Raw genomic sequence first — 23,037 nt, 5'->3', positions numbered from 1 at the left:
AATGACGCGATGAATTAAAGTCTTCGCGCAGCCGAGAATTAATTAGTCGCGGATGTCTTCGAAGAGGACGGTGGAGACGTAGCGCTCACCAAAGTCTGGTGCAACGACGACGATGGTCTTGCCCTTGAATTCCTCACGCTCAGCGAGCTTCAGCGCTGCTGCGACGTTTGCACCGGAGGAGATACCAACCAGTAGGCCCTCATCGGTAGCCAGCTTGCGGGCCATAGCGATGGATTCTTCGTTGGTTGCGGTAAGAACCTCATCGAGAAGCTCGCGATCCAGAACCTCAGGAATGAAGTTAGCGCCAAGGCCCTGAATCTTGTGTGGGCCAGCCTTGCCTTCGGTCAGTACTGGGGAATCAGCAGGCTCGACAGCGACTAGGCGCAGGTCGGCGTTCTTTTCCTTCAGGTAGCGGCCAGCACCGGTGACAGTGCCGCCTGTGCCCACACCAGCGACGAATGCGTCCACGTTTTCGCCGGAGTCTTCCCAGGTCTCAGGACCAGTGGTCTCGTAGTGGATCTGCGCGTTTGCTTCGTTGGAGAACTGACGGGCAAGGACTGCGTTGTCCTGCTGCGCCAGAACCTCATTAGCCTTGTCGACAGCGCCCTGCATGCCAGCAGCACCTGGGGTCAAGACGATTTCCGCACCGTATGCGCGCAGCAAGACGCGGCGCTCAGCGGACATGGTCTCTGGCATGGTCAATACAACCTTGTAGCCACGGGCTGCGCCAACAAGTGCCAGTGCGATACCGGTGTTGCCTGAGGTGGCCTCTACGATGGTGCCGCCTGGCTTGAGCTCGCCAGATGCCTCAGCGGCGTCGACGATTGCCTTACCGATGCGGTCTTTGACCGAGTTAGCTGGGTTGAAGGACTCGACCTTAACCAGTACCTCTGCGCCGAGATCCTTGGTCAGGCTGTTGAGTCGAACCAGTGGGGTTCCACCGATGGTGTCAAGAATTGAATCGTGAATCTTAGCCATGGATATGGCCTCCTCTTTGTAGACAACTTTGTTGGTTTATCGCTAGTGTACACCACGACACTAGACCGGACGGTATATTTATTCTAGACCGAAAGGTTAAGATTTGGGGTGGAGCAAGTGCGTTGTTGCAGTAAGCGGGGGCACCTGTTCGGGTGTCCCTAGATTTATGGAACTCGATGTGAGTCAGATTGGAGTTTCCGTAGCGCAGTGGGTTAGGATTACCCCCGAATAACGGTTAAACTGTGGGTAACCGTGTTGGAATACCCCCGTTTTACGGGCTTTAAGGAGTTTGGGTTAATGGACTCGCATCGGATAAAAGACGACGATGAAGCCGTCCGTACCGCGTTGTCTTCTTTGAAGACGGCTACAGGCATTCCGGTCACCATGTACGGAACTCTGTTGCCGGATAACCGGCTGCAAATTACGCAGTGGGTTGGCTTACGTACTCCGGCACTGCAGAATCTCATCATTGAACCGGGTGTTGGTGTTGGTGGACGCGTAGTCTCTACCCGTCGTGCAGTTGGCGTGTCTGACTATATTCGCGCGAATACGATCTCGCACGAGAATGACCGCTACATTCAAGATGAAGGATTGCATTCGATCGTGGCAGTTCCCGTGATTGTGCAACGCGAAATTCGTGGAGTCATCTACGTTGGAGTGCACTCACCAGTTCGTCTCGGCGACAAAGTGATTGAAGAAGTCACGATGACTGCGCGCAGTCTGGAACAGGACCTAGCGGTAAATTCCGCGCTTCGTCGTAGTGATGGCACCAAGGCTGGTGCCGGTCGCGGTCACGTAATGAACGGCGCGGAGTGGGAGCAAGTACGTTCCACGCACTCAAAGCTGCGCATGCTTGCTAACCGTGTCGAAGATGAATCTTTGCGCAAGGAGCTAGAAGCACTTTGCGATCAGATGGTCTCACCAGTTCGTGTCAAGCAATCCACTAAATTGTCGGCCCGAGAATTGGACGTGCTGAGCTGCGTCGCATTGGGCCACACAAATGTGGAAGCGGCAGAAGAAATGGGCATTGGCGCCGAGACCGTCAAATCGTATCTTCGCTCAGTAATGCGCAAGCTTGGAGCACATACTCGCTACGAGGCTGTCAACGCTGCGCGCCGAATTGGTGCATTGCCGTAAGATAGTTAGGCGTGAAAGATCTATTTACTGTTTCCGGTGGAGCGCGCCTGCAAGGCGCTGTGAAAGTAGACGGCGCCAAGAACTCGGTTCTTAAACTGATGGCCGCCGCATTGCTGGCTGAAGGATCTACAACGCTAACTAATTGCCCAGAGATCCTCGATGTCCCTTTGATGCAAAAGGTGCTTGAGGGTCTAGGCTGCACGGTGGACATTGACGGTACGACTGTCACTATTGACACCCCAGCGGTGCCCCGAAGTGATGCTGACTTTGATGCTGTTCGTCAATTCCGCGCATCCGTTTGTGTCTTGGGTCCGCTAACTGCACGTTGTGGCAAAGCCCGTGTAGCCCTTCCGGGCGGTGACGCCATTGGCTCCCGCCCTCTGGACATGCACCAGTCTGGATTAGAAAAGCTTGGTGCAACAACCCACATTGAGCATGGCGCGGTAGTAACCGAAGCCTCCGAGCTTGTTGGGGCAAAGATTAAGCTGGATTTTCCATCCGTGGGAGCTACCGAAAATATTTTGACAGCTGCAGTGCTTGCTAAGGGCACCACGGTATTGGACAACGCTGCGCGCGAGCCCGAGATTGTTGATCTGTGCAGCATGCTCTTGGAGATGGGTGCAGATATCTCCGGTGCTGGCACCTCTACTATCACTATCAACGGAGTGGACAAGCTCTATCCCACTAACCATGAAGTCATTGGTGACCGCATTGTTGCAGGTACTTGGGCTTATGCTGCGGTGATGACCCAAGGTGACATCACGGTTAGCGGTATCGCTCCACGTCACTTGCACCTTCCGCTATCGAAGCTGCGTTCTGCCGGTGCAGATATTGAGACCTATGAAAACGGATTCCGTGTTCGCATGGACGGTCGACCAAAGTCAGTGGATTATCAAACTCTGCCATTTCCGGGCTTTCCTACTGACCTGCAGCCAATGGCTATTGGGCTCTCTGCAATAGCTGAAGGAACTGCCGTCATTACAGAGAATGTCTTTGAGTCTCGCTTCCGCTTTGTTGACGAGATGCTTCGACTCGGTGCAGACGCTCAAGTCGATGGCCACCATGTTGTTCTTCGTGGGCAAGAGAAGCTTTCCTCCACGCACGTTTGGTCATCCGATATCCGTGCGGGTGCAGGATTGGTGCTCTCCGCATTTTGCGCTGATGAAGTAACCACTGTGCATGATGTCTTCCATATTGACCGCGGATACCCGCACTTCGTGGAAAACCTCCAGGCGCTTGGTGCCACGATTGAGCGCGGACAAGAGGAAATCGTCCAATAACTTCACATCATCAAAAATGAACCCCAGTACGAATCGCAGAAATGTAGTTTGTGCTGGGGATTTGTGTTGTTTCTGGTTGGTGTGTAACTTTATGTGAGTCAGCGAGACCGACAACGCCCCGCACAGAGCCTGAGGTTCTGGTGAGTATGGCGGTAGGAAAACAGCCGTTGACAAGCAAAATTTATTTGTGACTTTCCATTCACTTATCTTCTGCCTCGTGTGTAATGCGGGTTGGTCGTGGTGGTGTGGTTGTTGTCTGAGAACTCAATAGTGTACCAATGTACTAGATTTTATATTTTTGTCTGTGTTGTGTGGATGAGAATTATGTTGGACTGAGCATTCCTTCGGGTGTGTTTGGTTGTTGGTGTGTACCGGATGTCACTTGTCGTTATGGGTGGCATTGAAAATAGTTAAATATTTTTAACGGTGCATATTGAATGTAATTGTTGTCTGCTGATGCAGGTTAAAACACTTTTACCTTACTCAACTGGCATTTTTTGTTTGGTTGGGTTTGTTGATTTCTTTATGTAGTAATTTTTGGTCAGCTTCACACATTGCAGTGATGTTTTGTGTGTTGTTTGTCTTTTTTGGTTAGGTTTTGGGCTTTTCACAGCCTTATTTTTGTGGAGAGTTTGATCCTGGCTCAGGATGAACGCTGGCGGCGTGCTTAACACATGCAAGTCGAACGGAAAGGCCTGTACTTGTACAGGTACTCGAGTGGCGAACGGGTGAGTAACACGTGGGTGATCTGCCCTGCACTGTGGGATAAGCCCGGGAAACTGGGTCTAATACCATATAGGACCACTTCTTGGATGTTGTGGTGGAAAGCTTTTGCGGTGTGGGATGAGCCTGCGGCCTATCAGCTTGTTGGTGGGGTAATGGCCTACCAAGGCGGCGACGGGTATCCGGCCTGAGAGGGTGTACGGACACATTGGGACTGAGATACGGCCCAGACTCCTACGGGAGGCAGCAGTGGGGAATATTGCACAATGGGCGCAAGCCTGATGCAGCGACGCCGCGTGGGGGATGACGGCCTTCGGGTTGTAAACTCCTTTCGCTATCGACGAAGCCACCTTGGGTGGTGACGGTAGGTAGATAAGAAGCACCGGCTAACTACGTGCCAGCAGCCGCGGTAATACGTAGGGTGCAAGCGTTGTCCGGAATTACTGGGCGTAAAGAGCTCGTAGGTGGTTTGTCGCGTCGTCTGTGAAATCCCGGGGCTTAACTTCGGGCGTGCAGGCGATACGGGCATAACTTGAGTGCTGTAGGGGAGACTGGAATTCCTGGTGTAGCGGTGAAATGCGCAGATATCAGGAGGAACACCGATGGCGAAGGCAGGTCTCTGGGCAGTAACTGACGCTGAGGAGCGAAAGCATGGGTAGCGAACAGGATTAGATACCCTGGTAGTCCATGCCGTAAACGGTGGGCGCTAGGTGTAGGGGGCTTCCACGTCTTCTGTGCCGTAGCTAACGCATTAAGCGCCCCGCCTGGGGAGTACGGCCGCAAGGCTAAAACTCAAAGGAATTGACGGGGGCCCGCACAAGCGGCGGAGCATGTGGATTAATTCGATGCAACGCGAAGAACCTTACCTGGGCTTGACATATACAGGATTGGGCTAGAGATAGTTCGTCCCTTGTGGTCTGTATACAGGTGGTGCATGGTTGTCGTCAGCTCGTGTCGTGAGATGTTGGGTTAAGTCCCGCAACGAGCGCAACCCTTGTCTTATGTTGCCAGCACGTGATGGTGGGGACTCATGAGAAACTGCCGGGGTTAACTCGGAGGAAGGTGGGGATGACGTCAAATCATCATGCCCCTTATGTCCAGGGCTTCACACATGCTACAATGGTCGATACAATGGGCAGCGACATCGTGAGGTGAAGCGAATCCCTGAAAGTCGGCCTTAGTTCGGATTGGGGTCTGCAACTCGACCCCATGAAGTCGGAGTCGCTAGTAATCGCAGATCAGCAATGCTGCGGTGAATACGTTCCCGGGCCTTGTACACACCGCCCGTCACGTCATGAAAGTTGGTAACACCCGAAGCCAGTGGCCTAAACTTGTTAGGGAGCTGTCGAAGGTGGGATCGGCGATTGGGACGAAGTCGTAACAAGGTAGCCGTACCGGAAGGTGCGGCTGGATCACCTCCTTTCTAAGGAGCTTTTAAATTAAACATCTTTGCTGTCACACGGTTGTGTGGCGCGGGTGTTGGTGGTTGATGGCCCGAGTGTGGTCATGCCACCGAGTTTGAATCGGAGTGGAAACACACCGGCAGCCATGATGGGCTGCTAACACAAATTCTTGAAACACATAGTCATGGACAATATTTAAATCTGGATATTGCATTGGTGCACTGTTGGGTGTCTGGGACAGCAATCCACTTTATGTGGGTTGGTCCTGGTGCTTGCATCACGAAACACATACTAAAGACTCTTTGCTGAGTGGGTGTGTGGTTGGTGGTGTGGGGTGTTGTGTGAGAACTGTATAGTGGACGCGAGCATCCACCACACGAGTGCTTTTGAAGTGTTTGTGTGGTGTGTGTAATTTTTCTTATTTTTTCTGTGAGAACGTCGCATACCAACTTTGGTTGGTGTGTGTTTAGTATTTTTTAGTTATGGTTGTTCACCCCCATGCACTTTGTGGTGTGTGGGGTGTGTGTTTGTTATTTAAGGGCGCATGGTGGATGCCTTGGTATGCTGGGCCGATGAAGGACGTGTAAGGCTGCGTTAAGCCTCGGGGAGTTGTCAATTGAGCGTTGATCCGAGGATGTCCGAATGGGGAAACCCGCCTGCCGTTATGGGTAGGTACCTGCTGATGAATTCATAGTCAGTGTGGGGGTTATACGTGGGGAAGTGAAACATCTTAGTACCTGCAGGAGGAGAAAATAAATAATGATTCTGCTAGTAGCGGCGAGCGAACGTGGATGAGGCTAAACCGTGTGTATGTGATACTTGGTAGAGGTTGTGCATGCGGTGTTGTGGGGCCATGATTTTCTGTTTCTACCAGGACAGAGCGCGCATTGTGTTGTTAGGTGAAGTGGGTTGGAATGCCCGGCCGTAGAAGGTGAGAGCCCTGTAGGTGAAGATAACATGGTGTGTGTGTTGTGGTGCCCGAGTAGCAGCGGGCTCGTGGAATCTGCTGTGAATCTGCCGGGACCACCCGGTAAGCCTAAATACTCAGTGTGACCGATAGTGTATGAGTACCGTGAGGGAATGGTGAAAAGTACCCCGGGAGGGGAGTGAAATAGTTCCTGAAACCATGTGTCTACAATCCGTCAGAGCCCCTTGTTGTGTGGGTGATGGCGTGCCTTTTGAAGAATGAGCCTGCGAGTCAGCGGCATGTCGCGAGGTTAACCCGTGTGGGGTAGCCGTAGGGAAACCGAATCCTAACGAGGGTGGTAGTGGCATGTCCTGGACCCGAAGCGGGGTGATCTACCCATGGCCAGTGTGAAGCGATGGTAAGACGTCGTGGAGGCGCGAACCCACGTAGGTTGAAAACTGCGGGGATGAGTTGTGGGTAGGGGTGAAAGGCCAATCAAACTCCGTGATAGCTGGTTCTCCCCGAAATGCATTTAGGTGCAGCGTCGTAGTAGCTTGGTGGAGGTAGAGCTACTGGTTGGTTGAGCGGGACTATCATCTTAGCAACATCAGCCAAACTCCGAATGCCATCAATTGTGTTCTACGGCAGTGAGACTGTGGGGGATAAGCTTCATAGTCGAGAGGGAAACAGCCCAGATCGCCGGTTAAGGCCCCTAAGGGTGTGCTAAGTGGAAAAGGATGTAAGATCGCGAAGACAGCCAGGAGGTTGGCTTAGAAGCAGCCATCCTTGAAAGAGTGCGTAATAGCTCACTGGTCGAGTGGTTTTGCGCCGACAATGTAGTGGGGCTCAAGCACACCGCCGAAGCCGCGGCAATGCATTTTGTATGTATTGGGTAGGGGAGCGTCGTGCATGGTATGAAGCGGTACTGTAAGGAGTCGTGGACTGTGTGCGAGTGAGAATGCAGGCATGAGTAACGAATTGGACAGTGAGAATCTGTCCCGCCGGATGACTAAGGGTTCCTGGGTCAAGTTCGTCTTCCCAGGGTGAGTCGGGACCTAAGGCGAGGCCGACAGGCGTAGTCGATGGATAACCAGTTGATATTCTGGTACCCGTATATGCGCGCCCGTGGTAAAGCATTGATACTAACCACCCACAAGCATGGTACTTGCGCCTTCGGGCAAGAGTGTTGTGTGCGTGCGTGGGGCCTGAAATGTGGTCCAAGCGATGGGGTGACACAGGGAGGTAGCCATGCCACTTATTGGATTGTTGGTGTAAGCGTGTAAGCCGAGTGATAGGTAAATCCGTTGCTCATATGGTTAAGGCGTGATGCGGAGCCTTTTTGGTGAAGTTGGTGATCCTGTACTGTCGAGAAAAGCCTCTAGCGATGTGTGTATATGGCCCGTACCCTAAACCGACACAGGTAGTCAGGTTGAAAATACTAAGGCGTTCGGGATAACTGTGGTTAAGGAATTCGGCAAATTGCCCCCGTAACTTCGGAAGAAGGGGGACCCACTATGGTGATCATATTTACTATGTGAGCTGTGGTGGGTCGCAGAGAATAGAGGGAAGCGACTGTTTATCAAAAACACAGGTCCATGCGAAGACGTGAAGTTGAGGTATATGGACTGACGCCTGCCCGGTGCTGGAAGGTTAAGAGGACCGGTTAGGACACTTTTGGTGTTCGAAGCTGAGAATTTAAGCCCCAGTAAACGGCGGTGGTAACTATAACCATCCTAAGGTAGCGAAATTCCTTGTCGGGTAAGTTCCGACCTGCACGAATGGCGTAACGACTTCTCTGCTGTCTCAACCACAGGCCCGGTGAAATTGCACTACGAGTAAAGATGCTCGTTACGCGCGGCAGGACGAAAAGACCCCGGGACCTTCACTATAGCTTGGTATTGGTGTTCGGTTCGGTTTGTGTAGGATAGGTGGGAGACTGTGAAGCTGCAACGCTAGTTGTGGTGGAGTCGTTGTTGAAATACCACTCTGATCGGATTGGATACCTGAACCTTGGCCCATGATCTGGGTTGGGGACAGTGCCTGGTGGGTAGTTTAACTGGGGCGGTTGCCTCCTAAAATGTAACGGAGGCGCCCAAAGGTTCCCTCAGCCTGGTTGGCAATCAGGTGGTGAGTGTAAGTGCACAAGGGAGCTTGACTGTGAGACTGACTAGTCGAGCAGGGACGAAAGTCGGGACTAGTGATCCGGCACCTACTTGTGGATGTGGTGTCGCTCAACGGATAAAAGGTACCCCGGGGATAACAGGCTGATCTTCCCCAAGAGTCCATATCGACGGGATGGTTTGGCACCTCGATGTCGGCTCGTCGCATCCTGGGGCTGGAGTAGGTCCCAAGGGTTGGGCTGTTCGCCCATTAAAGCGGCACGCGAGCTGGGTTCAGAACGTCGTGAGACAGTTCGGTCTCTATCCGCCGCGCGCGTTGAAACTTGAAGAAGGCTGTCCCTAGTACGAGAGGACCGGGACGGACGTACCTCTGGTGTGCCAGTTGTTCCGCCAGGAGCAGGGCTGGTTGGCTACGTACGGAAGGGATAACCGCTGAAAGCATCTAAGCGGGAAGCCTGTTTTGAGATGAGGTTTCTGTTGAGGTTCCCTACAGACTATAGGGTTGATAGGCCAGACCTGTAAGCATTGTGAGATGTTAAGGCTACTGGTACTAATGCACCGACAAACTAACACACCAAACACGTTGTGGTTTGGTTAACGCCATGTAACGAGAAAATACTTGTTCCGCACAGTAACAAAATAAGACACCCACGTATGTGTGTGTAACGCGTCCACTATGCAGTATCTGACATAACACCCGTAGCACCAGTGACTTGGTGTTCCGCATGTTTGTCGGTGGAAATAGCGGCAGGGAAACGCCCGGTTACCCATTCCGAACCCGGAAGCTAAGCCTGCCCGCGCTGATGGTACTGCACCCGGGAGGGTGTGGGAGAGTAAGTTACCGCCGACATTAAAACAAACAACAACTACATAAAACAAGAGCGAGGATGAGAAGCACTTAGGTGTTTCCCATCCTCGCCTTTTGTCGTTTTACTACCCCGCTTGGGCTATTTGTATCCTTTATTGAGATACTCCTAGCCATTGCCTATTGACGCGTGGTATTTACAATGTACAAATCGCACTTTGCTTCAGCAGCTACATTTCGGGAGATGCTGCCGAGGATTCGAGAAAAGCCCTGAGCCCTCTTGTTGCCGACTACAATCGCATCCGCCTTTAATTTATCTGCCTGCTTCAGAAGGACTTCCGCCGGCTGGCCTTCTACTGCGAATGCCTTAACTTGAAGGTTTGGCCAGGTGTTGCGCAGGATAGCTGCAACTGAATCTGCGGCTTCTTGCGCTGCGGATGCTTGACTGTTAGCAAGGCGTTGATATGCCTCCGAGGTTTGGTTTGCCATGTTTCCGCTCTTAGCGGTTTGGATAGCGACTGCTGAGTTGATGGCATAGGCAGAGAACACGTAGAGCTCTGCATCAAAACTTGCGGCAAGTTCTGCTGCCTTTTCTGCTGCTGTGAGAGCGGTCTGGCTGGAGTCGACACCAGTGATAATCGTCTTCATTGTAAGTTTGGGTCCCTTTCAGAATGGGTCAAAAGTCTTGAGGTATGACTTAAGTCTCTCAATTTACCATTGTTAGTATGTCCTGTCATAGCGCTTTGGGAAAGTTCTTGTGAAAGAACCCTTCTGCTCGCTTCTCGCGGTATCGAGTAACCGGCAAAGAGCTCAGGTAGTCACCATCTAAAGCGCTAGGGTGACAAGGAACGATAGCAATGGTGCTATCGGCAGCCGTGTGGTTGGGCCATTCCAAAGAGCCAGGGGATTCGGTAGGGGACTGCGGTGACGGCTAATCCTGAATTCAATTGTGTCTACCGCACACCTTGATAACGGTATCGGTGAACCTCAAATATTAATCCTGGTGCTCGTGCAGGAGGGGCGCGGAACTACGTGGACTGTTGAAGGAAAGAATAGGGGTCTTCCCCGATTTCTTACGCGCCCTGCGTCCGGTAGATTTGTCAGGGTAATTGTATTGACGCAATATCTCCTTTTGTCCACATCACAGGTCGGAGGAGTTAGAGGAAAGCATATAAGTATATGAGCAATCAGCCCGTTGGCAGTCCTGAAGAAGAGACGGAGAAGACGTCCGTCGCAGCTACCGATAAAGCTGAAAACCATACGGTGACTGATGTTGCCGCCGCCCGTGCCGTTGATCTTCACAAGATGTACGGGGAAGGCGAGACCGCAGTTGTGGCCTTAGACCACATCAATATTGAATTCGCACGCAATAAGTTTACGGCGATCATGGGACCGTCAGGTTCCGGTAAATCAACGTTGATGCACACGATGGCGGGCCTCGACCGTGCATCGTCGGGCTCTGCGTTTATTGGCGATACCAACTTGTCCGGATTAAATGACAAAGAGACCACGTCTATCCGCCGTGACCGCCTGGGCTTTATCTTCCAGTCTTTTAACTTGGTCCCGACCTTGACGGCGGAAGAAAATATCACCTTGCCAACCGATATTGCGGGGCGCAAGGTTGATCGCCATTGGTTTGAGGAAGTCACCAGTCGTTTGGGCATTGCGAATCGCTTGAGGCATCGTCCAGCGGAGCTATCCGGTGGTCAGCAACAGCGCGTGGCTTGTGCTCGTGCGCTGGTCTCGCGCCCAGAGATCATCTTCGGAGATGAGCCAACCGGAAACCTGGACTCAAATTCTTCCCGCGAAGTTCTCGATATTTTGCGCACTGCGGTAGACAAGGATAACCAGACGGTTGTCATCGTCACGCACGATCCGAAAGCAGCAGCCTACGCTGACTGCGTTGTCTTTTTGTCTGATGGCAAGTTCGTCAACGAACTTCAGGATCCGACGATGGAAGACATTCACCAGGTGATGGCGGAGATTGAGGGCTAATGGCTAGTGGTTCTACGATGCGCAAGGTGTCCTTGCGCAATATTTTTGCACATAAACTACGACTTGCTCTCACCCTGCTCGCCGTGGTGTTGGGAACCTCCTTTATTGCTGGTTCCTTCATGTTCACCAAGACCTTGTCGGATACTTTTGATTCGGCGATTTCTTCGTCATTCGACGGCGTCGATGCTGCGGTAAGCCCAGCAGAGGGTAGCGAAGGTATCAGTGAAGATGTCCGCCAAGCTATCGTCGATGACCCAGAGGTGGAATCGGTCAATATTCGCGGTAGCCAGACTGTTGTGGCAGCCAATGAAGATTCTGAAGCTTTTCAAACCGGCGGCGGGTCTTCCTCACTCGCTCCGTTTTATCCTGAGCAGGATTATGTAGGCGAAGCCGCCCGCATGTCGGAAGGTAATGCTCCTTCGGGTGATTCCGAGGTGGTTATTAACCAGGAAGCCGTCGACGAATACGATATCGCCATTGGGGATACCCTCATCCTGGTCACCCCGAATGAGCACATTCAAGTTGATGTCTCCGGTGTGTATGAACCGCCGGTGGATTCTGGCTCATCTATCGCTTTGATGATGTCTGAGGACGGATACCTAGACCGCTTTGCGCCGGGCGGCATGGTTGATTCGCTCGCGGTATCGGGAGCTTCGGATGTTGAACCGGATGCCTTAGTCCAACACCTCAATGATGAGTATGACGTATCTGCCGAGTCCGGTGAAAAGCTGGCGGAGGATCTGACCAAGGCAATTTCTGAAGGAATGCAGTTTATTAACTACTTCCTCATCGCCTTTGGCCTGATTGCTTTGTTGGTAGGTACCTTCATCATCGCAAACACCTTCTCGATGATTGTTGCGCAACGCACCAAGGAGTTTGCCCTGCTGCGAGCACTAGGCGCCTCCCGCGGCCAGATTACGCGGTCCGTGGTCACCGAATCTGTCATTGTCGGTCTTATCGGCTCCGCGGTCGGCGTTATCGCTGGCATGGGCTTGGTGGCGCTGATTAAGCTCGGTTTGAGTACCCAAGATATGCCGCTAGGAGGTGGGCTGGGGCTGACCGTTAACGCGGTGGTGGTACCAATTATTTTGGGCACCATCGTCACGGTCATCTCAGCCTGGGCTCCAGCTCGCCGAGCAGGTGCTGTTGAACCTGTGGAAGCAATGCGTACCACAGAATCCGCGGCGGGCTCGTCGTTAAAGGTTCGCACCATTATCGGCCTAGCCCTGTTGATTCTGGGCGTGGCCTTGGCCATCGCCGGTGCAGTGTGGACCGATGGTTCCACCGGTGTTCGTGCATCGCTGGTTGGCGTGGGCGCTTTGGGCGTTATCGTCGGGTTCTTCCTCGCTGGACCAGCATTGAGCCTGCCCATTGTTCCCGTCTTCGGCAAGGCTATCGGTGCGCCGTTTGGGGCAGTGGGCGCCTTGGCTGCGACCAACTCTAAGCGCAACCCGCGCCGCACCTCTGCGACGGCTTTCGCGTTGACCTTGGGTCTTGCGCTGGTCACCGCGATTGGCATGCTGGGCGCGACCATGAATTCCTCGATTGAGGATTTGATGGAAGACAATGTCTCCGCCGACTACATCTTGAGTGGCCCGACGGATGGCTCGTTCCCAGCGCCGGCAACTACTCCACATTTGGCACAGGAGACAGAAGGCGTCGCAAACACCGTTGCGGTCGGTATGGCGCCAGTGCTTGTCGATGGTCAGGCGGCGCTCGATTATGGCCCGCAATTCCAGATGACAAACTCGATCGATGGCAACCCGGAAAGCATGGTTGCCTTTGACGTGGTGGAAGGTTCGATGGACCTGGAAGAAAACCCAGGATTTATCGCTAATCGCACCGTCGCGGAAGCCAATGGCTGGACGGTGGGCGAATCTTATGAACTCACCTCGCCGGTCAACCCAATGGAATCCCGCGAAGTTGAACTCATCGGTATCTATGAGCCCAACCCCATTGTGGAAGGCTTCGGAGTATCGCAGTCTGCATTCGAAGACTTTGTGCCGGCGGAAGCAGGCCAGCTCTACTTTGTCGGTGTAAATGCTGAAGAAGGCTATGACCTGGATCAGCTGCGCACCAACTTGGAAGAGTCCATGAAGGAATTGATCATCATCCAGGTGATGACGGGTGAAGAGTACGCGGGCCAAGCCACGGACCTCATCAACCAAATGCTGTCGATTCTTTATGCGCTGCTGGCACTGGCTGTCATCATCGCCATCTTGGGTATCGTCAATACGTTGACCCTGGGCGTTATTGAACGTCGCCAAGAGATCGGCATGCTGCGCGCCGTAGGTACCCAGCGTCGCCAGATTCGGACCATGATCACCTTAGAAGCCGTGCAGATTGCCGTATTTGGCGCGGTCATGGGCATGCTGATTGGTTTGGGCTTGGGCTGGGCCTTTATTGAAGTTCTTTCTGGAACTGGCCTTGAAGGCGCTGTCGTACCGTGGGCGCAGCTGCTGATTATGCTGGCAGCCTCTGCGGTCGTCGGCGTCGTGGCAGCCATCTGGCCTTCGGCACGTGCGGCTAAGACTCCACCGCTCGAAGCCATCGCTGACTAGTACGTCTGCCGTTGTACTAGAAGCAAAAGGCCGCTGTGAAGATAACACCCACAGCGGCCTTTGGCATTGCATCAGCTTCTATTCCACGTAGTAAATACGCCGTGCCCAGACAGCACCACGATGGGCAAAGATGATTCCCACCGCCAGGGTCAGGCCTAAATAAAACGCGAGGGTGCGCCACTGTTTCGACTTAATCAACGCGGATAACTCCGCAGCCAAGGTCGACCAGGTCGACAGTGCCCCGGCAAAGCCTGTGGCCACCACCGGCATGAGAAAATTGCTGGTTTCTGGATCGTCAATAGCCGTGGTGAAACCAATCGCCATGCCGGCGGCAAAAGAAGCCAAAACATTGGCGACGAAAGTCCCGACGCGGGCAGGAAACCATTGCGCCAACAAAGAACGCAGCATGCCGCCGAGAAAGGCCGCTGCCCCAAAGGCCAGGATCAGGATGAGCGGATTAGCCATGGTTAACTCGGCTTCGAGGGGTGCGGAGGGCATCGCCAAGCAAATAGCTTAAAACGCACCCGGCTACTGTTACGACGACATGGCCTAGCGCTCCGAGCGCGGTCAGAGCGACGGTGGCGGTGGCGAAGGTAGAAAAGCTGGTAAACCCGCCAAGTACGCCTTTTCCCCAGAACGGGCCCGGCTGGAAATAACCCATGAGACCGGCACCGAGGATATTAATCAGCAGCAGGGACCAAATGCCGGCGTGCGGTACTGCGGCCATCATTGCCAGCGAACCCGCTGCGAGACTCAGCCCCCACCGGGCGAAGGCGCCAAGGACGGCGCCCGCGCCGACGATTAATGATTCCCGCATACGCACAATCTTAATCCCCCGATACCGCATTGCCTGCAATAACTGGCGGCACAGGGGATACTAGAGCCACAACATACTTCTACTAAGGAGCAGCCATGGCGCATGAGCGCGCGGGCGAACTAGCCCAATCACGTGATTTGATCGATATCGCACAGCTGGCCACGGCGTATTACACACGCCAACCTGATGTGAACAATCCGGATCAAGCGGTGACTTTTGGAACGTCGGGCCACCGCGGAAGCTCTTTGGACTCCGCGTTTAATGAAGACCACATCCTGGCTATTACCCAGGCTATCGTGGACTACCGCGCGCAACAGGGCACAACTGGGGCGATATTTATTGGCCGCGATACCCATGCGCTCTCGGAACCGGCAATGGTCAGTGCGCTCGAGGTGCTTGTAGCCAATGAGCTGGAAGTGCGCGTGGACAGCCACGGGCGCTATACACCCACCCCGGCAATCTCACATGCGATCTTGAATAACCCAGGTACCGATGGCATCGTCATCACCCCATCGCACAACCCGCCGCGAGATGGCGGGTTTAAGTACAACCCACCCACCGGCGGCCCGGCAGATGCTGATGCCACCGACTGGATTGCGCAGCAGGCCAATGATTATTTGCAGCGCGACCTCGACGGGGTTAAACGCACTCGTGTCGACGGGGTTTTGGATAAGCGGTGTGTGCCCTGGGATTTTCTGCACAACTATGTTGAGGACCTGCGCAACGTCGTGGACATGGAAGTCATTGCACAATCCGGGCTGTCCATCGGTGCGGATCCGATGGGTGGGGCGAGTGTGGACTATTGGGCCGCCATCGCTAAGCACTATGGGCTCAATTTGACCGTGGTTAATCCGGAAGTCGACGCCACTTTTAGGTTTATGACTTTGGATACCGATGGCAAGATTCGCATGGACTGTTCCTCACCACATGCGATGGCGTCGTTGATTAAGAACCGGGACACCTATGATTTGGCCACCGGCAATGACGCGGATGCAGACCGGCATGGCATTATCACCCTGGATGCCGGGCTGATGAACCCGAACCACTATTTGGCGGTGGCCATTGACTACTTGTTCCGCCACCGCCCGAACTGGGGCGATGCCGGCGTGGGCAAGACCTTGGTGTCATCTTCGATGATTGACCGCGTCGTGGAATCCTTGGGCAAGAAACTCGTGGAAGTACCGGTGGGCTTCAAGTGGTTTGTCGAGGGGCTTTTCGATGGCAGCATTGGCTTCGGTGGCGAGGAATCTGCCGGCGCGTCCTTTTTGCGTTTCGATGGCTCCGTGTGGTCGACCGATAAAGACGGCATCATCTTGAACCTGTTGGCGGCGGAGATTACTGCCGTGACGGGCAAGACTCCATCGCAGCGGTATGAAGAATTAGTGCACGAATTTGGTGCACCGGTCTATGCGCGTACCGATGCTCCGGCAAACCGCGAGCAAAAGGCCAGCCTGAAAGCTTTGTCACCGGAGCAACTTACAGCAACCGAATTAGCTGGTGAGAAGATTACCGCTAAGTTGACCGAAGCTTCTGGCAACGGTGCAGCCATCGGTGGATTGAAGGTCACGACGGAAAACGCGTGGTTTGCCGCGCGTCCATCGGGTACCGAGGCGAAATACAAAATTTATGCCGAGTCCTTTGTGGATGAAAATCACCTGACAAAAGTGCAGGAAGAAGCTCAGAATCTGGTGGCGGAGGTTTTAGGGGACACGTCCACCGACTAAGATGAGCCGAGTGAAATACATTAACAAGGCGTTCATCTTGGACTGTGTAAGTGCATTTGCGCGCTTCTATATGGCTTATATCTGGATTTCAGCTGGCCTGTCCAAGCTGAACCAGCACGCCACAGTCGCGATGACCATCCGAAATTACGATATTTTCACTGGCGAATGGTCCAATTTCTTAGCTCAAATCATTGGTCCGCTGGAGATCATGGGTGGCGTGCTGCTGCTATTAGGGCTATTTCTCAAACCCGCGAACAAGCTTGCCATCATTGTCTTGACCTTATTTGTCATCGGTATTGGGCAAGCATGGCTGCGTGGTCTGGAAATTGACTGCGGCTGCTTCGAGACAGACCCAACCGCATCTGATGGTCCCATGAATTACGCGGTGACCATCTTGCGTGATTTCTTCTATATCTTCCTGTCGGGATGGACCATTGTTCGGCCCTTTAAGAAATTTGCGATTTACCCTTAAGCAATGCGGTAGTGGTGCGCAAGCGGTGCGTGAGCGGTGAGCTGCATCATTCGGTAGTGCCTATTGAAGGCCTATAAAGTAGCATCTAAATGCGGAAATAAATTCCAGAATTAACACTAGAAAGTTGGAGAGAACTCATGGCGAAAACTGCCAAGGTTTCAGACCCGAATAAGAAGAGCGGCGCTGGCTTCTTGTGGGGCATCGTGGCTCTGCTGGTGATTGTTGCCGTTGTTATCGGCTATATCGTCATCAACGGTCAACGTAACCGCAGCGGCGAAGTCGAAGACGTGGCTTTCAATGTTTCCTTTGAAGATAACGCTGTTGTCTTGGCATCAGATAGCGCTACTGAGGACACCCCAGAGGTGGATCTCTACGAAGACTTCTCGTGTCCACACTGCTCTGACCTTTCTGTACAAACGAGCGAAGACATGAAAAACGCTGTCGAAGCAGGCGATCTGATCGTCAATATCCGCCAGCTGAACTTCCTTGATGGCCAGGACCCAACCACCAATGAAGGTCACTCCACCATGACGGTTGCTGCGGTGACCCCATTGGCTGAAGCTGGCGAAGCTAAGGCGTGGTGGCATGTTCACAAGACCTTGATGGCTGACCAGCAGAAGGTCTACAACTCCTGGACGCCAGAAGATGTAGCCAAGGCTGCTGCCGATGCCGGCGCGTCTTCCGAGGTTGTCGAAGAGATTGAGAACTCCCAGCTTTCCACCGGTCAAGAAATTGCTACCGCCAACTACGAGTTGTTGGAAGAGCAGACCGGTTCGGTTTCTTCTCCTCGCGTTGTCATTGACGGTGAGGATATCCCTGATGACCAGCTCAACAACTGGGTGGCTTACTCGGTAGAAAACGCGTAATCACCCAAAACACGAGTCACACCGTCGGCGATTTGGTTAACCAATCTCCGGCGGTGTATCTTGTAACAAGTGCCTTATGAGGCGCGGAAGCACTTATATTAGTGTTCGGGGCTATGGCGCAGCTGGTAGCGCACCACACTGGCAGTGTGGGGGTCACGGGTTCGAATCCCGTTAGCTCCACAAAATAATGCGGTTGACCAAGGTCAACCGCATTTTTCGTAATCACCGTCCGTTGCCTGTCTACGCGCGGCAATGCGTGCGTAGACGAGACGAGCTAGGTGAGTTTAGGGAGCTGGGTTGATGACCCGGCCCCAGGTGCTCTTATTGCCCCAGATATTTTGGCGCAGGCCTTCCAGCTGCAGGATCTGGCTGTGGTCAACGAAGAGGTTTACTTCATTGCCGTAGTTTTTGATGTACCACTCGAAGACGGGGCCATCGGCAGCCTCAAACATGACGTTCTCTAGGCCAAGGCCGTTAATAATGGAGGCAGCCGCGTTGGTATCCCATTGGCTGACGTTTTCGGTGATGCCTTCGGATTCAATCATGATGATGGAAGCGCCGGCATCGAGAGCCTTTTTGCCGCGGTCGACGAGATCACCGATATCCTTTTTACCTTCCGCGGCGAGCTCGGATTCGCCGGAGTCACCGCCGGAACCAATCTGCAAGCCCAATTCTGGCTTGGCCTTCAGCCCTGCCTTGTCGACCTTTTCGACCAGGCGCTGCAGGCCGGTGGTGTTGAGCATGATGAAACCGGCGGAAATTTCAATGACGTCAAAGCCCACGTCCTTGGCTTCCTTGAGATACTGGTCGACAGCATCATCGCCGTAGCGAAGCACGGTTTCAATCCAGCCGCCGGACGAGACATAGGCATTGTTTTCGTGTGCGATATCGCTAAATGCGCGGACTTGCTCGGGAGGGAGCAAGGCAAAGGAACCGCCAGCCCACTTGATGCCATCAACCCATTGCCCCGCAACATCAAAGACATCTTGCAAGTGGCGAGTGCCGAACGTGGAGTAGTACGGTGCACGGATTTCCGTCATACCGAAAGTACGTGGCTTTTCTGGACGGTATGCGCGTGGAACGAAGTTGAAGGATACGTTATGTGGGACTGCATTAGTCATGATTTTCTCCTTTCAGGGAAAATATGGAGAAAGAGTTATTGTTTGAAATAGGCGTTAGTCAAGCAATGGAATCAGCCTCGGCTCACAGAGACCTTCGACAGGGCTTCCGTTAGTTCTGAGACCTGGCGGTTGTCGAGGTCATGGACAATCTCAGCGATCTCATCGCGCAGCTTATCGCCGGTAAATGGCGTAACCAGCACGTCGAATTTCTCACGTGCCTGCTCCCAGCTAAGTGGGTCATCGTGGAAACCTGAGTAGCTATCTTTGGAGGTAGAAAACTCGGTGCCATCGGACAGCGTGACCTGAAGTTCTGCTGGCATGTGCTCAGGGAAGCGCTTGGAAAGCTCGTCCGAGGGCGTAATTTCCACCTTCTTCATCAGCGCCTGCACATCATCTGCGGTGATGCGCTCTGGGGCATATTGCTCTGGGTTGAGGTGGCCATCGAGAAACACCACGGCCAACATCCATGGCAGGGAGTGGTCTGCTTCTTCCTTGGTGCGAATAAGCTGCTTATCGCCTTCCTCACCGCCGCCGATGATCGAGTAGGCAACATCGAAAGTAGTCAGATGAACCTTGTCTATCTCGTCCGGATCAAAGCCTTCTTTATCCCGGATCTCCTGGGCGGCATCGAGTGCAGATTGTGAATGGATTTCTGCATTGTGCTTTTTGATAATCGTGCGGGTGACACTCTCGAGGTCTTCCTGTGACCAGTCAATCTCGAAGTCACCGGCGATGGAATCTTTAAAGCCCTTGTTACCTTCGAAGACTTCTTCCGGGCCGGTAATGCCGCGGCTGGCTAAGAGCGCTGCGAAGGTGCCTTCCTTCGAAACGTGTGGGTAGGCAAGGCCCTTCCAGTGGCTAAGGTTTCCCGTGCGCGTTACGCGCAGTGCAACATTTGCGGTGCCAGCCATAGCAATGGCATTGGCAATTTGCTCCGCTGGAAGCCGCAGCGCCTTGGCTGCCGCGGCGGCAGCTGCAAACGCACCTTGAGTGGTGTGATCGAAGCCTTTATCGCGTACCGGCGCGACATCAGAAAGCCGGGTTTGTACTTGGTACGCTACCGCGAAGGCGGTGAGTAGTTCCGCACCGGAAGCATCGACGCTTTCTGCGGATGACAAGACTGCGCCGAAGTTATCTGAAGGATGGTTTGTTTCACCTTTGGCCAGGTATGCATCCATAAAATCTAGATAACGACTTAATGCGCTGTTATAAAAAGCTGCGCGTTCGGGGCTAGTCTTGCCACCGCCAATCATTGTTGCGGTCGGGGTGCCGCCGAGATCCGTGAGCAGTTCACGAATTGCCACGGTCGGCTCAGCATCGAGCGCACTGATGGCGACACCGAGTGTGTCAAGCACTCTAATTTTTAATTGTTCTACGGCCTCGGGACTGATTCGGGCAAGGTCTGCATCTTGTACGAATTGTGCGAGTTGTTGTGATTCGGTCATTGTTTACCCTCCAATCACCTAGCCTTAGGCTCACCTTCCGTTCTAGTCTTCTTTTTAGAATTGTCAACGGCTTTACTCCGCGCTGTGCGCTATCTCATTTTCCCCTGAAAACCATGAATATAGGCTGGTAGCATGGGGCCTAGGAGTGTTTGCTCGGGGCATGGAAAAGCCGGGCGAGCACAGTCGCGCGTATCGTGCGCGGCATAGGCTCGTCCGGCTGGAGCTCGCTCGACTTGAGCGAGGGGGAAGACTTTACAGCTGTGAATATGGAACGTTGGGGTTAGCCAACTGCTCCAAGTCCACCTTCTTTCCCTCTGCAATCAACGGCTTGATTTTATCTGGCACGTCCCAGACATTGACGTTCATGGCGGCGAGGATGTGGTTTTTAGAGTTTACCCAAAACGCCACGAACTCGCGCTTGTCCAGATCGCCGCGAATGACGACCTTGTCTTCTGAGCCGGTAGCGTGACCGACGTATTCAAGACCCAGGTCGTATTGGTCACTGAAGAAGTACGGCAGGTTGGTGTAACCGCTATCGTCTTGGCCCAGCAACGCAGCCGCAGCAGCGGCAGGTTGGTTAAGGGCATTGGCCCAGTGCTCCACCCGAATGCGATGGCCAAGGACCGAGTGGTCGTGATTGGCAATATCGCCCACCGCGTAGACATCGGGGTTGCTTGTTTGCAAGGAGCCATCGACAAGCACGCCGTTGTCGACATCCAAGCCTGCGTCTTCAGCTAGCTCGGTGGCTGGGGCAACGCCGACGCCGATGGCGACATTATCGGCATCGATGGTGGTGCCATCTTCCAGGCGGACACCCACCGCGCGGCCGTTCTCAGTGACAATTTCGGATACTTTTACATCCGTGCGCAGGTCAACGCCGTTGTCGCTGTGCAGATCTGCAAATACTTGCGCGACTTCGTCGCCGAGAATCTTATACAGCGGCAGCTTGGCGCCTTCCAGCAGCGTGACATCGGTATCTGCGCCGCGGGCCGCCGCGGCAGTCTCCAGGCCAATCCAGCCACCGCCGATGATGACAAGCTTCTTATCCTTGCCGAAGGTTTCGCGGAGGGCATCGGAATTTTCAACGGTGCGAAGGTAGAAGACATTGTCCGCATCCGCGCCGGGGATGGGAAGCTTTCGCACCGTGGAACCGGTGGCCAGCACCAACTTGTCATAGGGCAAGGTGGAGCCATCGGCAAGGGTGACCTGATGGTCTTTGGTATCAACCTTGGTGGCGCGGGTTCCCTGCTTGAGGGTGACGTTCTTTTCCTCGTACCAGTCGGCTGGGTGAACCACCGCGTCTTCGAACTTAGCCTTTCCCGCCAAATATTCTTTCGACAGTGGTGGGCGTTCATAGGGCAAGTGATCTTCTTCCGCAACAAGTGTTACGGATCCTTGATATCCCTTATCGCGTAGAGCTTCGGCAGTCTTGGCACCTGCTAATCCGCCGCCGATAATGACGATATTTTCTGGTGTACTCATAGCCATCCTCCTCGTAGTTTTACATGGGGCGGCCGGCTCCGAAGTCGACCGCTTGGGTCTGTGGTTCTATGCTACCGGCATTGACAGGCACGCACTTTTCGCTTGTCGATGCAGTATCCTCCCGCACCCAGTTCAGTACCGCACCACGGTGAGTAGCGCAACAGAATCTTCCATCGCGAGCACACCATGACGCTCTTGCGGTACGACGGCGTGCTCATTTTCTTTAACTTCCACGTAGTCATCGCCCACGGTGACGTGCACGGTGCCTTTGAGGACGTGCAACAGTGCTTCGCCGGGATTTTCGTGATCGGATAGCACTTTTCCTTCTTTTAAGGCTAAAAGCACCTGCGTGAGCTTGCCTCCCGGTACTGCCCGGAAAGCATGGGTTGCGCGTCCACTATTGACCGTTGCTGCTTTGTCCAGCAGTTCGGCGCTTAAATCAGTGAGGTTAACGATGTCATTGTGCTCTGTAGCCACGGTGTCTCCTTCGTGTTGGCATTTTGCACGGTTTGATTCGAGTTTATACCAGTGATGTCGCGCTGATTTAGGTTTCAGGAAGAAACCAGGCAGAAATTAGGCAAGAAAAGCAGAGCTTCGTGCGCGTATTCTGGGGTGCATGCGTGAATTAATAGTGACGGAAAGGATCAGCCTGGACGGCGTTATGGAAGCCCCAGGTGGTGAGTCCGGATACCGCAATGCGGGCTGGACTGTCAAAGACATTGACTTTGACCCGGCGGCATACGAGCTCAAAGGCAGCGAGCAAGAAGAAGCAGGAGCGTTGCTGCTGGGGCGCAAAAGTTATGAGGCCTTCGCCCCAGTATGGCCGGAGATGGAAGAATTTTCTGGATACAACGCCATGCCGCGCTTTGTTGTCTCCACTACGCTAACGGGCGATGACAAGCGCTGGCCCGCAACTATTGTGAGCAGCCTCGACGAAGTACGAGCACTGAAAAATGGCGAACTACCCGGGGCCCCGGACTTTGATGGCCCGTTACTAGTCCACGGCAGCGCTACCTTGGTCAAGGCCCTGCAGGAGCGCGGGCTGATCGATCGCTACCACCTACTGGTCTTTCCCGTCCTACTTGGTGCGGGCAAGCGCATGTTTAGCGAAGCGGACTTGCCCGCACAGCATTTGGTCCTAGAAGATCACGCACACTATTCCAATGGCATCCAAAAGCTGGTGTATCGGGTAAAGAAGTAG

Annotated in this window: 16 protein-coding genes, 1 tRNA gene and 3 rRNA genes; 12 read left to right on the top strand and 8 right to left on the bottom strand. The window is 53.7% G+C overall.

Annotated features, from left to right (window positions below; all coding sequences use genetic code 11):
* Positions 1-42: 42 nt before the first annotated feature.
* Positions 43-978 (bottom strand): cysteine synthase A, encoded by a 936-nt coding sequence (gene cysK / locus CAMM_RS10685; RefSeq protein WP_003847514.1) that lies wholly within the window; start codon positions 976-978, stop codon positions 43-45.
* A gap of 297 nt (positions 979-1,275) precedes the next feature.
* Here cysK and ramA point away from each other — a divergent pair, with 297 nt between their 5' ends.
* The 5 genes from ramA (at position 1,276) to rrf (ending at position 9,398) form a co-directional block, all read left to right on the top strand.
* Positions 1,276-2,115, top strand: a complete 840-nt coding sequence (gene ramA / locus CAMM_RS10680; RefSeq protein WP_040355514.1) for an acetate metabolism transcriptional regulator RamA — start codon at positions 1,276-1,278, stop codon at positions 2,113-2,115.
* Positions 2,116-2,126: 11 nt separating this feature from the next.
* The gene (murA, locus tag CAMM_RS10675) at positions 2,127-3,395 is read left to right on the top strand and encodes a UDP-N-acetylglucosamine 1-carboxyvinyltransferase (protein WP_003847510.1); all 1,269 of its coding nucleotides are present in this window, start codon (positions 2,127-2,129) and stop codon (positions 3,393-3,395) included.
* A 620-nt stretch (positions 3,396-4,015) separates the two neighbouring features.
* Positions 4,016-5,541, top strand: a 16S ribosomal RNA gene (locus tag CAMM_RS10670).
* Positions 5,542-6,044: 503 nt separating this feature from the next.
* Positions 6,045-9,123 (top strand): 23S ribosomal RNA (locus CAMM_RS10665).
* 156 nt (positions 9,124-9,279) lie between these two features.
* A 5S ribosomal RNA gene (rrf, locus tag CAMM_RS10660) occupies positions 9,280-9,398 on the top strand.
* The 16S, 23S and 5S rRNA genes sit together here, the layout of an rRNA operon.
* Positions 9,399-9,533: 135 nt before the next feature.
* On the opposite strand, the gene CAMM_RS10655 is transcribed toward rrf, so the two are convergent.
* Positions 9,534-10,001: a universal stress protein gene (locus tag CAMM_RS10655; RefSeq protein WP_003847129.1), complete on the bottom strand. Its 468-nt coding sequence runs from the start codon at positions 9,999-10,001 to the stop codon at positions 9,534-9,536.
* 531 nt (positions 10,002-10,532) lie between these two features.
* Between CAMM_RS10655 and CAMM_RS10650 the strand changes: the two genes are divergently transcribed.
* Both CAMM_RS10650 and CAMM_RS10645 read left to right on the top strand, forming a co-directional pair.
* A complete protein-coding gene (locus tag CAMM_RS10650; RefSeq protein WP_003847133.1) occupies positions 10,533-11,348 on the top strand; it encodes an ABC transporter ATP-binding protein in 816 nt (271 codons plus the stop codon).
* Positions 11,348-13,909 (top strand): ABC transporter permease, encoded by a 2,562-nt coding sequence (locus CAMM_RS10645; RefSeq protein WP_003847134.1) that lies wholly within the window; start codon positions 11,348-11,350, stop codon positions 13,907-13,909. The genes CAMM_RS10650 and CAMM_RS10645 overlap by 1 nt, the downstream gene beginning before the upstream one ends.
* Before the next feature lie 78 nt (positions 13,910-13,987).
* Here CAMM_RS10645 and CAMM_RS10640 read toward each other — a convergent pair whose 3' ends face one another.
* Both CAMM_RS10640 and CAMM_RS10635 read right to left on the bottom strand, forming a co-directional pair.
* Positions 13,988-14,374: a fluoride efflux transporter FluC gene (locus tag CAMM_RS10640; protein ID WP_003847135.1), complete on the bottom strand. Its 387-nt coding sequence runs from the start codon at positions 14,372-14,374 to the stop codon at positions 13,988-13,990.
* Complete coding sequence (locus CAMM_RS10635; RefSeq protein ID WP_040355352.1) at positions 14,367-14,726, bottom strand: fluoride efflux transporter family protein; 360 nt, start codon at positions 14,724-14,726, stop codon at positions 14,367-14,369. The genes CAMM_RS10640 and CAMM_RS10635 overlap by 8 nt, the downstream gene beginning before the upstream one ends.
* 95 nt (positions 14,727-14,821) lie before the next feature.
* Here CAMM_RS10635 and pgm point away from each other — a divergent pair, with 95 nt between their 5' ends.
* The 4 genes from pgm to CAMM_RS10615 all read left to right on the top strand — a co-directional run bounded on the left by pgm (position 14,822) and on the right by CAMM_RS10615 (position 17,968).
* Positions 14,822-16,450 (top strand): phosphoglucomutase (alpha-D-glucose-1,6-bisphosphate-dependent), encoded by a 1,629-nt coding sequence (pgm, locus tag CAMM_RS10630; RefSeq protein ID WP_003847142.1) that lies wholly within the window; start codon positions 14,822-14,824, stop codon positions 16,448-16,450.
* A 1-nt stretch (position 16,451) separates the two neighbouring features.
* A complete protein-coding gene (locus CAMM_RS10625; RefSeq protein WP_003847144.1) occupies positions 16,452-16,922 on the top strand; it encodes a MauE/DoxX family redox-associated membrane protein in 471 nt (156 codons plus the stop codon).
* Positions 16,923-17,059: 137 nt separating this feature from the next.
* The gene (locus tag CAMM_RS10620; RefSeq protein WP_003847147.1) at positions 17,060-17,788 is read left to right on the top strand and encodes a DsbA family protein; all 729 of its coding nucleotides are present in this window, start codon (positions 17,060-17,062) and stop codon (positions 17,786-17,788) included.
* Between the two features lie 107 nt (positions 17,789-17,895).
* Positions 17,896-17,968, top strand: a tRNA-Ala gene (locus tag CAMM_RS10615).
* A gap of 104 nt (positions 17,969-18,072) precedes the next feature.
* Here the strand turns inward: CAMM_RS10615 and CAMM_RS10610 are convergent.
* The 4 genes from CAMM_RS10610 to CAMM_RS10595 all read right to left on the bottom strand — a co-directional run bounded on the left by CAMM_RS10610 (position 18,073) and on the right by CAMM_RS10595 (position 22,313).
* Complete coding sequence (locus CAMM_RS10610; RefSeq protein ID WP_040355355.1) at positions 18,073-18,909, bottom strand: phosphosulfolactate synthase; 837 nt, start codon at positions 18,907-18,909, stop codon at positions 18,073-18,075.
* Between the two features lie 71 nt (positions 18,910-18,980).
* Complete coding sequence (locus CAMM_RS10605) at positions 18,981-20,354, bottom strand: MmgE/PrpD family protein (RefSeq protein WP_003847150.1); 1,374 nt, start codon at positions 20,352-20,354, stop codon at positions 18,981-18,983.
* A gap of 252 nt (positions 20,355-20,606) precedes the next feature.
* The gene (locus tag CAMM_RS10600; protein ID WP_040355358.1) at positions 20,607-21,836 is read right to left on the bottom strand and encodes an NAD(P)/FAD-dependent oxidoreductase; all 1,230 of its coding nucleotides are present in this window, start codon (positions 21,834-21,836) and stop codon (positions 20,607-20,609) included.
* A 132-nt stretch (positions 21,837-21,968) separates the two neighbouring features.
* Positions 21,969-22,313 carry a cupin domain-containing protein gene (locus CAMM_RS10595; RefSeq protein WP_003847154.1) on the bottom strand — a complete coding sequence of 115 codons (345 nt, stop codon included), beginning with the start codon at positions 22,311-22,313 and terminating at the stop codon, positions 21,969-21,971.
* 139 nt (positions 22,314-22,452) lie between these two features.
* Between CAMM_RS10595 and CAMM_RS10590 the strand changes: the two genes are divergently transcribed.
* The gene (locus CAMM_RS10590; RefSeq protein WP_003847156.1) at positions 22,453-23,037 is read left to right on the top strand and encodes a dihydrofolate reductase family protein; all 585 of its coding nucleotides are present in this window, start codon (positions 22,453-22,455) and stop codon (positions 23,035-23,037) included.

Source organism: Corynebacterium ammoniagenes DSM 20306 (assembly GCF_001941425.1).
Taxonomy (GTDB): Bacteria; Actinomycetota; Actinomycetes; order Mycobacteriales; family Mycobacteriaceae; genus Corynebacterium; species Corynebacterium ammoniagenes.
Note: the sequence above shows the minus strand (reverse complement) of the source record. Positions and strands in the feature narration are given on the sequence as shown.

Coding starts and splice junctions, on each gene's coding strand:
- cysK (WP_003847514.1), bottom strand. CDS start 978: ATGGCTAAGATTCACGATTCAATTCTTGACACCATCGGTGGAACCCCA.
- ramA (WP_040355514.1), top strand. CDS start 1,276: ATGGACTCGCATCGGATAAAAGACGACGATGAAGCCGTCCGTACCGCG.
- CAMM_RS10655 (WP_003847129.1), bottom strand. CDS start 10,001: ATGAAGACGATTATCACTGGTGTCGACTCCAGCCAGACCGCTCTCACA.
- CAMM_RS10650 (WP_003847133.1), top strand. CDS start 10,533: ATGAGCAATCAGCCCGTTGGCAGTCCTGAAGAAGAGACGGAGAAGACG.
- CAMM_RS10645 (WP_003847134.1), top strand. CDS start 11,348: ATGGCTAGTGGTTCTACGATGCGCAAGGTGTCCTTGCGCAATATTTTT.
- CAMM_RS10640 (WP_003847135.1), bottom strand. CDS start 14,374: ATGGCTAATCCGCTCATCCTGATCCTGGCCTTTGGGGCAGCGGCCTTT.
- CAMM_RS10635 (WP_040355352.1), bottom strand. CDS start 14,726: ATGCGGGAATCATTAATCGTCGGCGCGGGCGCCGTCCTTGGCGCCTTC.
- pgm (WP_003847142.1), top strand. CDS start 14,822: ATGGCGCATGAGCGCGCGGGCGAACTAGCCCAATCACGTGATTTGATC.
- CAMM_RS10625 (WP_003847144.1), top strand. CDS start 16,452: ATGAGCCGAGTGAAATACATTAACAAGGCGTTCATCTTGGACTGTGTA.
- CAMM_RS10620 (WP_003847147.1), top strand. CDS start 17,060: ATGGCGAAAACTGCCAAGGTTTCAGACCCGAATAAGAAGAGCGGCGCT.
- CAMM_RS10610 (WP_040355355.1), bottom strand. CDS start 18,909: ATGACTAATGCAGTCCCACATAACGTATCCTTCAACTTCGTTCCACGC.
- CAMM_RS10605 (WP_003847150.1), bottom strand. CDS start 20,354: ATGACCGAATCACAACAACTCGCACAATTCGTACAAGATGCAGACCTT.
- CAMM_RS10600 (WP_040355358.1), bottom strand. CDS start 21,836: ATGAGTACACCAGAAAATATCGTCATTATCGGCGGCGGATTAGCAGGT.
- CAMM_RS10590 (WP_003847156.1), top strand. CDS start 22,453: ATGCGTGAATTAATAGTGACGGAAAGGATCAGCCTGGACGGCGTTATG.